We start from the raw sequence: 11,777 nt of genomic DNA, 5'->3' as shown, positions 1-11,777 counted from the left end.
CAGATGAAATTCGCGGAATTCGAGCAGGGCCAGGTGATCCAGCTCGGGCCGGCGACGGTCACCGAGGACGAGATCCTCGCGTTCGCAAGACAGCACGACCCTCAGTGGTTCCACACGGACCCTGCACGTGCGCAGGCGAGCCGCTGGAACGGGCTGATCGCCAGCGGCTGGCATACCTGCTCCATCGCGATGCGGCTGATGGTCGACGCCGTCCTCGGCGATTCGGAGTCGCTGGCCTCGCCGGGGATGAACTACCTGAAGTGGCCGGCGCCGGTGCGGCCGGGTGATCGCCTCGAGTTGAAAGTGACGATCCTCGAAAAGACCGTGTCCGGCAGCGGAAGGATCGGCTCGCTGAAGTGGCGCTGGGAGCTGATCAATCAGGACGGCGTGCTGGTGCTGGATCTCGAAGCGGTGAATCTGTTCACGCTCAAAACCTGAATCCGTAGCCCGGACGAAGTCCGGGACGGTGCTCGTCCAGCCGAGCGCGACCCCGGACTTCGTCCGGGCTACGGGTCCCATCCTCTTACCGAGAACACGATGACCGACGCCTACATCTGCGACGCCATCCGCACGCCCTTCGGTCGCTACGGCGGCGCGCTGTCGTCGATCCGCACCGACGATCTGGCGGCGATTCCGTTGCGCGCGCTGCGCGAGCGCAACCCGGACGTCGACTGGGATGCGCTCGAGGAAGTCTGCATGGGCTGCGCCAACCAGGCCGGTGAAGACAATCGCAACGTCGCGCGCATGGGCGCATTGCTCGCCGGCCTGCCGTTGACGGCCGGTGCATCGACGGTGAATCGGCTCTGCGGCTCGGGACTCGATGCGCTGGCCAGCGCCGCGCGCGCCATTCGCGCGGGCGAGGTGCAGCTGGCGATCGCCGGCGGCGTCGAGAGCATGTCGCGTGCGCCGTTCGTGATGGGCAAGGCGAGCGGCGCGTTCGGCCGCGACCAGCAGCTCTACGACACGACGCTCGGCTGGCGTTTCATCAACGCGAAGCTGCGCGATCTCCACGGCGTCGACTCGATGGCCGAGACCGCGGAGAACGTGGCGAAGGAGTACGGCGTGGCGCGCGAAGATCAGGACCGCTTCGCGCTCGCCAGCCAGACCAAGGCGATCGCGGCGCAGCAGCGCGGCGATTTCGACGTGGAGATCGTGCCGGTGACGGTGCCGGCGAAGAAGGGCGACGCGGTGGTCGTGACGCTCGACGAGCATCCACGCGCCACCACGCTCGATGCGCTGGCCAGGCTCAAGCCGGTGACGCGACCCGACGGTGTCGTGACGGCCGGCAATGCGTCCGGCATCAACGACGGCGCGGCGGCGCTGCTGGTCGCCGGCGAGCAGGCCGTGAAGCGCGGCGGCCTCAAGCCGCTGGCGCGCGTCGTGGCGGCAGCGAGCGCGGGTGTCGCACCGCGCGTGATGGGCATCGGCCCCGCGCCCGCGATCGACAAGGTGTTGCACCTCGCCGGCCTGACGATCGGCCAGATTGATGTCATCGAACTCAACGAAGCCTTCGCCGCGCAGGCCCTGGCCGTGACGCGCCTGCTGGGTCTGGCCGACGATGACGCGCGGGTCAATCCGAACGGCGGCGCCATCGCACTCGGGCATCCGCTCGGGGCGTCCGGTGCCCGGTTGGCGACGACCGCGGTGCGGCAGCTGCACCGCAACGGCGGGCGTTTCGCCCTTTGCAGCATGTGCATCGGCGTCGGGCAGGGGATTGCCGTGCTGATCGAAAAGGTCTGAATTCAGAACGAGAGTTCCGATGCGGGCGCGCGGCGATGAAAGCAGTGGCCTGCCTCTTGCTTCCTCGCCATACTTGAGACCACACGCAAGCAGGCGGCACACATGACCTTGGATCAGATCGAGCGGCGCGTCGCCGCTGCCAGGAGAATGCACTCGCACTACGTCCCGTTCGTGGAGCATTGCGAACGCATCCTCCAGCAGGCGCACGACCTGGGCTGGAAGGTGGCGCTGATGCTCAACGACGAGTGTTCGGTGCGACGCGCGGAGTCCTTGCTGGGCACTCACATCCGCGGTGATTTCCAGGCCAGCACGCCGTTGTCGCGCCTGATCTACGGTATCTAGTCCAGGGTTCGCGTCAGGGCTCCCCGGCACCCACAGGAATCGAAGGAACAGAACATGACGTCGAACGCACGCGGACCCAAGTCGGCTTATGCCCTGCACACCGAGGGTGTCGGCATGGCGCAGACCATCCAGGTGCGCGGCACGCCGCATGTCATCCAAGTCGACGCCGTCGTTGCCTTCGGCGGTCAGGACGCCGCGCCGGGACCGCTCGCCTATGCGCTGGCGTCGCTGACCTCCTGCTCGCAGGCGACCGCGCAGATCGTGGCCAAGGGAATGGGCATTGCGATCGAGCGCATGAGCTTCGACCTCGAGGCCGAGATCGACATGTCGGTGCTCGTGGGCGTGCCGGCGAAAGGTCTTCCGGACTTTCAGCCGGTGTCGATGAACGTCACGGTCGCCACGACCGCCAGCGACGCGGAGCTGGAGAAGCTGCAGGCCGAGACTGAACGTCGCTGCCCGATGTCGCAGGTGTTCGCGCGCGCCGGCGTGCCGGTCAAGGCGCGCTGGAGCCGGGCCTGACGTAGCCCGGGTGAAACCCGGGGCCGTTGCTCGATCGAATGCAAGAAGCCCCGGGTTTCACCCGGGCTGCGCGGCCTGAGCTTGTAAGAACTTCTTCTGAGCCCACCCCGTGAAGGGTCACGGACGCCTGCGGTCGGCTGGCTATACTCGGCCCCGCACCCGCCACCGACCCCAGGGATCTCACGATGTCAGAGCCGACGCTGAAGTTCGAAACCCTCGCCATCCACGCGGGATACAAGCCCGATCCGACCACGCATGCCGTGGCCGTGCCGATCTACCAGACGGTCGCCTTCGCGTTCGACAGCACGCAGCACGGCGCCGACCTGTTCGACCTCAAGGTCGCCGGCAACATCTACAGCCGCATCATGAATCCGACCAACGACGTGCTCGAGCAGCGGCTCGCGGCGCTCGAAGGCGGCATCGCGTCGCTGGCGCTCGCATCGGGCCAGGCTGCGGTCACGTACGCGATCCAGACGATCGCGGCGGCCGGCGACAACATCGTGTCGTCGAGCACGCTCTACGGCGGCACCTACAACCTGTTCGCGCACACGCTGCCGCAGTTCGGCATCGAGGTGCGTTTCGCCGACCCGCGCAAGCCGGAGAGCTTCAAGGGCCTGATCGATTCGAAGACCAAGGCCGTGTTCGCCGAGTCCATCGGCAACCCGCTGGGCAACATCACCGACATCGCGGCGCTGGCGAAGATCGCGCATGACGGCGGCGTGCCGCTGATCATCGACAACACGGTGGCCACGCCCTACCTGCTGCGCCCGATCGAACACGGCGCCGACATCGTCGTGCACTCGCTGACCAAATATCTCGGCGGGCACGGCACGACGCTTGGTGGCGCCATCGTCGACTCCGGAAAATTCCCGTGGGCCGAGCACAAGGCGCGCTTCACGCGCCTCAATGAACCGGACCCGAGCTACCACGGCGTCGTCTACACCGAGGCCCTCGGGCCGGCCGCGTACATCGGCCGTGCGCGCGTCGTGCCGCTGCGCAACATGGGCGCTGCGCTGTCGCCGTTCAACGCCTTCCAGATCCTGCAGGGCATCGAAACCCTGGCGCTGCGCATGGACCGCATCACCGAGAACGCGCTGCGCATCGCCAAGCATCTCAAGGGCCAGAAGAAGGTGAAGTGGGTCGGTTACGCCGGCCTGCCGGAACATTCCGATCACGCGCTGGCCAAGAAGTATCTCGGCGGCCGGCCGTCGGGAATCATCACGTTCGGTCTGGAAGGCGGACGCGAGGCAGGCGGGAAATTCCAGGATGCGCTGAAGCTGTTCACGCGCCTGGTCAACATCGGAGACGTGCGCTCGCTGGCCACGCATCCGGCCTCGACGACGCATCGCCAGCTCTCGCCCGAAGAACTGGTGAAGGCCGGTGTCAGCGAAGACACCGTGCGCCTGTCCATCGGCATCGAGCACGCCGATGATCTGATCGCCGATCTCGATCAGGCGATCGCCGCCGCCTGACACGCACCCGCAGCCCGGACGAAGTCCGGGGTTGCGCTCCGTATGCGAGGGTAACCCCGGACTTCGTCCGGGCTACGGGTCGGATGTGCCGGGAAGAATTCCCGATCTTCGTTCGCTTGCAGGGACGCTGCGTTCGCGCCCCCTAGACTTTCGTTCGGGCCTCTCGGGCCCGTCAGCCGCACAGACGGCTGCATTCGACGAAAACTCTGCAACGAGGAGTACGCGGCATGAACCTTCGCAATCTGCTGTGGCCGATGCTGGCCACGCTGGCATTGAGCGCCTGCGGCAAACCATCCGACCCGGCATCGACGGCCGCGACATCCGAACCTGCCGTCACGGCGCCCGCATCCGACAAGCCGGCCGCCGCGGTGGATGGCGCGCGCATCATCGCGGCCGACCAGGAGCCCGGCTCCTGGATGAGCTACGGGCGTACGTACGACGAGCAGCGCTTCAGCCCGTTGACGAAGATCGACAAGGCGAACGTTTCCAAGCTGGGCCTGGCCTGGCATTACAAGCTCGACGTCGATCGCGCGACCGAGGCGACGCCCATCGTCGTCGACGGCGTGATGTACGTGACCGGTGCGTTCTCGATCGTCAGCGCGCTCGATCCGGTGACCGGCAAGGAGCTGTGGAAGTACGACCCCAAGGTTGCGCGCGACAAGGATCGTGACGGTTGCTGCGACGTCGCCAATCGCGGCGTCGCGGTGTGGAAGGGCCGCGTGTACTTCGGCGCCTACGACGGCCGCCTGATCGCGCTCGACGCCAGGTCCGGAGCCAAGGTCTGGGAAGTGGACACGGTCGTCGATCACGAGCGCAGCTACACCATCTCCGGTGCGCCTCGCGTGGCCAACGGCAAGGTGCTGATCGGCAACGGTGGCGCGGAACTGGGCGTGCGCGGCTACGTCACCGCCTACGACGCCGAATCGGGCAAGCAGCTCTGGCGCTTCTTCACGGTTCCGGGGAATCCCTCGAAGCCGGCGGAGAACAAGGCCATGGAAATGGCCAAGGCGACGTGGAAGGGCGACGTCTACTGGAAGTTCGGTGGCGGCGGCACGGTGTGGGATTCGATCGTCTACGACCCCGAGCTGGATCTCGTCTACATCGGCGTGGGCAACGGCTCGCCGTGGGCGCGCGACGTGCGTTCGCCCGGCGGCGGCGACAACCTGTTCCTGTCCTCGATCGTCGCGCTCAAGGCCGAGACCGGCGAATACGTCTGGCACTACCAGACCACGCCCGGCGACGACTGGGACTACACCGCCACGCAGCACATCATGCTGGCCGAGCTCCCGATCAACGGGACCAAGCGCAAGGTGCTGATGCAGGCACCGAAGAACGGCTTCTTCTACGTGATCGACCGCGCCACCGGCGAGCTGCTGAGCGCGGACAAGTTCGCGCCCGCCAACTGGGCCTCGCACGTCGACATGAAGACCGGCCGGCCGGTGGAGACCGCGGGCGGTGACTGGTCGAAGGAAGGCAAGCTGATTTCGCCCGGACCGATCGGTGCGCACAACTGGCAGCCGATGTCGTACAACCCGCAGACCGGCTACGTGTACATCCCGATGCAGGAGGCGATCGCCTACATGGCGCCGTCGGCAGGCGAGAAGAAGTTCACCGGCAAGGGCAACTGGCATCTCGGTGGCGAATCGATCGCGTTGCCGGAGGATCCCAAGGAGCTCGCGGGTGCGGCCGCCGCGCACAAGGGCCACCTGATTGCGTGGGACCCGGTGGCGAAGAAGGAAGTCTGGCGGCAGAGCTACGAGACGATCTGGAACGGCGGCACGCTCAGCACCGCGGGCGGCCTGGTGTTCCAGGGCACGGCGGACGGGCGCTTCGTCGCCTACTCGGCCGACAAGGGCGAGAAGCTGTGGGAGTCGCCTGCCAACACCGGCGTGATGGCCGGCCCGATGACCTATGAGATCGACGGCGAGCAGTACGTGACCGTCGCGGCCGGCTGGGGCGGTGCGTTCCCGCTCGCACTGGGTGGCATCTACGAACCGGCCAAGGTGCGGGCCGAGGCGCGCGTGCTCACGTACAAGATCGGCGGCACGGACACGTTGCCGCCGCCGAAGAACAACGTGATCGCGCAGCCCGAACCGCCGGAGCTCAAGGCCGACGAGAAGACCGTCGCCAAGGGACGCGAGCTGTACAACGCCAACTGCGGCATGTGCCACGGCCCCAACGCCATCGCCAGCTCCGTGCTGCCCGACCTGCGCTACCTGACGCCCGAGAAGCACCAGATGTTCGCGGGAATCCTCGCCGGCGCGTTCGCGCAGAAGGGCATGCCCTCGGTCATGGACAAGTTCACCGCCGAGGACGTGGAGGCCGTGCACCAGTACGTCATCAAGCGCGCGCACGATCTGAAGAAGGAGCTTTCGGCCAAGGAGGCGGCAGCGGTTCCGAAGACCTGACGCGGCTTTCGTCGTCGTGGTACCCAGCGCCCGGCTCATGCCGGGCGTTTTTTTTGGCCCGGATGAAATCCCGGGACCGTTCCCTTCCCGTTGCCGAAGCCCCGGTTGCACCCGGGCTACCCGGTCCTGGATGCCGGATTCCCCTACGTCGACGTAAGATGCAGGCCGACTCAGGAAAAAGTCCCGACGCTGCCTGCCACCGCGCAGTCGATCGGAACGACGATACCGAAGGAGAAACGCGTGAAACGAATTGCTGCCGCCAGTCTCGTGGTCCTCTTCAGCGTGGCCGGGTGTGGGGAAAAGTCCCCGGCGCCGGGCGCCGAAACCGCCGCACCGCCAGCCGCGGCTGCGAACGACAAGCCGATCGCGCAGGTCGACACCGCGCGCATCGCGGCGATCGACAAGGAGCCGGGCGTCTGGCTCAGCACCGGCCGCAATTACAGTGACCAGCGCTTCAGCCCGCTGGACAAGATCAACGATCAGAACGTCGCCAAGCTCGGTATGGCCTGGACCTACAAGGTCGACGTCGATCGCGGCGCCGAGGCCACGCCTCTGGTCGTCGACGGCATGATGTACACGACCGGCGCGTACAGCATTCTCTACGCGCTCAACGCCAAGACGGGCGAACTGGTCTGGAAGTTCGACCCCGAGGTGCCGCGTTCGAAGTCGGGCAACGCCTGCTGCGACGTCGTCAATCGTGGCGTCGCCATCAGTGGCGGCAAGGTCTTCGTCGCCGCGTTCGACGGCCGCATGATTGCGCTGGACGCCAAGGACGGAAAGAAGATCTGGGAGACCAACGCGGCCGACGGCTCGGGCCGCACGTTCGCGCTCACCGGCGCGCCGATCGCGATCAAGGACAAGGTCATCATCGGCAGCGGCGGCGCCGAGTTCAACGCGCGCGGTTCGGTGTCGGCGTTCAGTGCCGCGGACGGCAAGCTGCTGTGGCGCTGGTACACGGTCCCGGGCGATCCGTCGAAGCCCCAGGAAACCGCGGCGCTCGACAAGGCCGTGAAGACCTGGAAGGGCACCAAGTTCGCGGAGCAGGGCGGCGGCGGCACGGTCTGGAACAGCTTCTCCTACGACCCCGAGGCGAACCTGCTGTACTTCGGCACCGGCAACGGCGTGTCGTGGAATCGCATCGAACGCGGTGAGCCCGAGGACGCGGACAACCTCTACATCTCGTCGATCGTCGCGCTCAATCCGGATACCGGCGAGTACGCCTGGCACTACCAGGAAACGCCGGGCGACAACTGGGACTACGACGCCACCGGCAACATCGTGCTGGCGGATCTCGAGATCGGCGGCAAGCCGCGCAAGGTGTTGCTGCACGCGCCGAAGAACGCCTTCTTCTACGTGCTCGATCGCGTCACCGGCGAACTGCTGAGCGCCGAGAAGTACGTGCCCGCCAACTGGGCAACGCATATCGATCTCAAGACCGGACGCCCGGTCGTCGACCAGAAGATCGCCGACTGGACCAAGGAGCCGAAGCTGCTGATCCCGGGTCCGTTCGGTGGACACAACTGGCATCCGATGTCGTTCAACCCGAAGACGGGGCTGGTCTACATCCCGGCGCAGGAAGCGGCCTCGCTGCTCTCTCCGCACAAGGAAGTGGCCTTCGACAATCGCGAAGGCGTCTGGAACATCGGGCTGGATCTGCCGTACCCGGAAGATGCCAAGGCGGCGGCCGAAGCTGCGGCCAGCTACAAGGGCAGCCTGCTGGCGTGGGATCCCATCGCTCAGAAGAAGGTGTGGGCGCAGGAATATCCCAACATCTGGAACGGCGGCACGATGACCACCGCCGGCAACCTCGTGTTTCAGGGCACCGCGGACGGTCGCTTCGTGGCGTACTCGGCCGACAAGGGCACCAAGCTGTGGGAGGCCCCGACCAATAGCGGCGTGCTGGCTGGCGGCATGACGTACGAGATCGACGGGGAGCAGTACGTTTCCGTGATGGCGGGCTGGGGCGGCGTGTTCCCGCTGATCGGCGGCGTGGTGTCCAACGGCGCCAAGACCCGTCCCGAGGCGCGCGTGATCACCTACAAGCTCGGCGCCACCGGCACGCTGCCGGCGCCCAAGAACGAGGCGGTGCCGCTGCCCGAAATGCAGGAACTCAAGGCCGACGCCAAGACGCTGGCGAAGGGCGAGAACCTGTACGGCAACAACTGCTCGTACTGCCACGGCCTGAACGTGGTCGGTGGCGGCATCATCCCCGACCTGCGCTACCTGACGCCCGAGAAGCACCAGATGTTCGCGGGAATCGTGTCCGGTGCGAAGTCGGATCGCGGCATGCCCTCGTTCGCGGGGCGTCTGAGCATGGAAGAGATCGAGTCGATCCGGCAGTACGTGATCAAGCATTCGCTCGAGCTGAAGAAGTCGCTCGACGCGCTGGCGCCGGCCGAGGCGAAGCCGGCGGCGCCCGCAGCGGGTTGAGGTTTCGCGTTCCGACCCGCAGTTCGAAAACGCCCGGCTTCTGCCGGGCGTTTTCGTTGAAGGCTTCGCTCTGCGTCGCGATCGGTCCGGGCCAGGCCGCGCATTGCGTCGCTGCGCTGCGCCGTCGCCGGCGAATACGACGGTCCGTTCGGCGTTGGCAAGTTCCGCCACCCCGTAGCCCGGGTGCAACCAGGGATGCGTTGCTCGACCCGATAGGAAAAGCCCCGGGTTGCACCCGGGCTACGTCGAGCGTTTCGTTCGCAGCAGCGGCATCAGGGCCCACACGCCCAGCGCAGGCCCGATGCCCAGCCATGGGATCAGCGTCGCCAGCGGAAATTGCTGCGCGAGCCAGACGAAGAGCTGGATGCTGACGATGGAGATCGCAAAACCGATGCTGTTGGTCAGCGTCAGCACGCTGCCCACCAGCGCCGGCGGCGCGTTGCTGGCGGTCAGCGCGGAGAACTGCGGCGAGTCGCCGGAGATCGTGATGCCCCAGATCAGCAGCCAAGCCGCGAACAGCAGCGTCGGGGCACCGAGCGCCCAGGGTGCGATGAAGCAGCACAGCCCGCTGATCGCGAGCTGCACACCGGCGACCGGCGCACTACCGAGGCGCGTCGCGACCCAGCCGCCGCCGGCGCAACCGAGCGCGCCGATGCCCAGCGCCACGAAGGCCGACCAGGAGATCTGCGTCGGATCGCTCAGGTGCGTGGCCAGGATCATCGGCATCAGCACCCAGAAGGTGTAGAGCTCCCACATGTGCCCGAAGTAGCCGAGCACCGAGGCGCGCACCTTCACGTCGCCCGACACCGCCCACAGCGCACGCAGCTGCAGGCCGCTGGCCCGCGCCGCGCGAACGGGCGGCTCCGGAATCAGCAGATACAGTAGCAGGCCCGCCGACGTGGCAATCGCGGCGACGCCGTAGAACACGCTGTGCCACGGCCAGCCCACCGACATCGCGCGCAGCGCATGCGGAAAGGCACTGCCGATCACCAGCGCACCGACGAGCAGCCCCAGCGCGTTGCCCAGGCCCTTCGGAAACCATTGCGCCGCGATCTTCATGCCCACCGGATAGATGCCGGCGAGGAAAAATCCGGTCAGAAAGCGCCACACGCACAGCGCGGCGAACGACTCCGCCGTCGCCATCGCGGCGATCGTGCACACGGCCTGCGCCAGCGAGCAGATCAGGAACACGCGCCGTGTCGAGAAGCGATCGGCGATCGACAGCAAGGCGAACACCAGCGCGCCGATGATGAAGCCGAGCTGCACCGCCGAGGTCAGCGTGCCGACCGAGGATGCGGCCCAGCCGAACGCGGCCTGCAGCTCGGGCATCACTGCGTTGACGGCGAACCAGGTCGAGGTGCCGGCGAGTTGCGCGAGCACCAGCACCGGCAGGATGCGGTGCGGCACCGGCGGTGGTGTTCCGGCGTTCACGAACGCGTTGCTGCGGACGCGCGGCGCCCGGACGTCACGAGCCCGACCTCTACGATCATCGGCCCGCGGGCGGAGAACCGACCTCGTTCAGATCGATGCGCGAGGTCTCGGGCACGAACTGCACCGCGATCAGTCCGAACGAGACCCATGTGACGATATAGGCCGAGATCGCCTTCGAGGTCTCGTAGACCTCGTACAGCGTGGTCGCGATCACCGGCACGAAGGCGCCGCCGGCCAGGGTGCCCACCTGATAGGCCAGCGAGTTGCCGGTGTAGCGCAGGCGCGTCGGGAACAGTTCCGACAGCATGGCCGCGATCGGCGAGTACATCGCCGCCAGCGGTACCGTGAGAATGAACAGGCCCAGTGCCATCAGCACCGGCTGGCGCGTGTCGATCAGCATGAAGATCGGAAACGCCGCCAGCAGGGCCCCGATGGCGCCGCCGATGTAGATGCGACGCCGTCCCCAGCGGTCCGACCATGTCGCGAACAGCAGGCAGGTCACCAGCCACACCGCCGAGGCCAGCAGCACCAGCGTGATCATCGTCTGCTTGGGCATGCCGAGCTGCTTGACGCCGTAGCTCATCACGTACGCGATCAGGATGTAGCCGATCATCGCGGTGCTCGACATCGTCATGCCGCCGGCGATGACCGGCTTCCAGTGCGAACGCATCACTTCGATGAACGGCACCGACTCGTGCTTCGGCGCCGTCGCGCGCGCCTCGGCGAACACCGGCGTCTCCTCCAGTCGCAGCCGGATCACCAGGCCGACGATGACCAGCAGCGCGCTGAGCAGGAACGGGATGCGCCAGCCCCAGGTGAAGAAGTGTTCTTCCGGGACCCAGGCGACGACACCGAGGAAGGCGAGGTTGGCCAGGATCAATCCGGCCGGCGTTCCGATCTGCACGAAGCCGCCGTACAGGCCGCGCCGGTTCGGCGGTGCGTACTCGACGGCCATCAGCACGGCGCCGCCCCACTCGCCGCCCACGCCGATGCCCTGGAACACGCGCAGCAGGACCAGCAGGATCGGCGCCCAGATGCCGATCTGCTCGTAGGTGGGCAGCAGTCCGATGCCGATCGTGGCCAGGCCCATGCAGAGCAGGCACAGCACCAGCATGCTCTTGCGTCCCACGCGATCGCCGAAGTGTCCGATGACGATCCCGCCGAGCGGCCGCGCCACGAAGCCGACCGCGAACGTCGAGAACGCCGCGAGCTGTCCGGCGAATTCCGACACGTGCGGAAAGAACAGCGGACCGAACACCAGTGCGGCGGCCGACGCGTAGATGAAGAAGTCGTACCACTCGAACGTCGTGCCGATGAAGCTGGCGGCGAGGACCTGGCGCGAGGCCTTCACGCGGTCCTGTTCCGATTGCGGCGGGGTCGACATGGAGTGGCGTACCTGGGTCTTCGGGTTCGGCGATTGTTCCCGAGGTGGCCG

General features: G+C 67.0%; 9 protein-coding genes. 7 read left to right on the top strand and 2 right to left on the bottom strand.

The window, feature by feature from the left end:
* The first annotated feature begins 3 nt into the window (after positions 1 to 3).
* The 7 genes from DFR24_RS11610 to DFR24_RS11580 all read left to right on the top strand — a co-directional run bounded on the left by DFR24_RS11610 (position 4) and on the right by DFR24_RS11580 (position 8,911).
* Positions 4 to 438 carry a MaoC family dehydratase gene (locus tag DFR24_RS11610; RefSeq protein ID WP_133881586.1) on the top strand — a complete coding sequence of 145 codons (435 nt, stop codon included), beginning with the start codon at positions 4 to 6 and terminating at the stop codon, positions 436 to 438.
* A 99-nt stretch (positions 439 to 537) separates the two neighbouring features.
* The gene (gene pcaF, locus DFR24_RS11605; RefSeq protein WP_133881585.1) at positions 538 to 1,740 is read left to right on the top strand and encodes a 3-oxoadipyl-CoA thiolase; all 1,203 of its coding nucleotides are present in this window, start codon (positions 538 to 540) and stop codon (positions 1,738 to 1,740) included.
* Between the two features lie 102 nt (positions 1,741 to 1,842).
* Entirely contained in the window at positions 1,843 to 2,082 is a 240-nt protein-coding gene (locus DFR24_RS11600; RefSeq protein WP_133881584.1) for a hypothetical protein, read from the top strand.
* A 54-nt stretch (positions 2,083 to 2,136) separates the two neighbouring features.
* On the top strand, positions 2,137 to 2,601 hold the full coding sequence (locus DFR24_RS11595) for an OsmC family protein (protein WP_133881583.1): 465 nt from the start codon (positions 2,137 to 2,139) through the stop codon (positions 2,599 to 2,601).
* Between the two features lie 185 nt (positions 2,602 to 2,786).
* The gene (locus tag DFR24_RS11590) at positions 2,787 to 4,073 is read left to right on the top strand and encodes an O-acetylhomoserine aminocarboxypropyltransferase/cysteine synthase family protein (RefSeq protein WP_133881582.1); all 1,287 of its coding nucleotides are present in this window, start codon (positions 2,787 to 2,789) and stop codon (positions 4,071 to 4,073) included.
* Between the two features lie 227 nt (positions 4,074 to 4,300).
* Entirely contained in the window at positions 4,301 to 6,481 is a 2,181-nt protein-coding gene (locus DFR24_RS11585) for a PQQ-dependent dehydrogenase, methanol/ethanol family (protein ID WP_246051633.1), read from the top strand.
* Between the two features lie 240 nt (positions 6,482 to 6,721).
* Positions 6,722 to 8,911 carry a PQQ-dependent dehydrogenase, methanol/ethanol family gene (locus DFR24_RS11580; RefSeq protein ID WP_246051632.1) on the top strand — a complete coding sequence of 730 codons (2,190 nt, stop codon included), beginning with the start codon at positions 6,722 to 6,724 and terminating at the stop codon, positions 8,909 to 8,911.
* Positions 8,912 to 9,151: 240 nt separating this feature from the next.
* Here the strand turns inward: DFR24_RS11580 and DFR24_RS11575 are convergent, their stop codons facing one another.
* Both DFR24_RS11575 and DFR24_RS11570 read right to left on the bottom strand, forming a co-directional pair.
* On the bottom strand, positions 9,152 to 10,342 hold the full coding sequence (locus DFR24_RS11575; RefSeq protein ID WP_133881581.1) for an MFS transporter: 1,191 nt from the start codon (positions 10,340 to 10,342) through the stop codon (positions 9,152 to 9,154).
* A 55-nt stretch (positions 10,343 to 10,397) separates the two neighbouring features.
* A complete protein-coding gene (locus tag DFR24_RS11570; protein ID WP_133881580.1) occupies positions 10,398 to 11,726 on the bottom strand; it encodes an MFS transporter in 1,329 nt (442 codons plus the stop codon).
* Positions 11,727 to 11,777 lie beyond the last annotated feature (51 nt).

The sequence above is a fragment of the Panacagrimonas perspica genome, assembly GCF_004364935.1.
Taxonomy (GTDB): domain Bacteria; phylum Pseudomonadota; class Gammaproteobacteria; order Nevskiales; family Nevskiaceae; genus Panacagrimonas; species Panacagrimonas perspica.
Note: the sequence above shows the minus strand (reverse complement) of the source record. Positions and strands in the feature narration are given on the sequence as shown.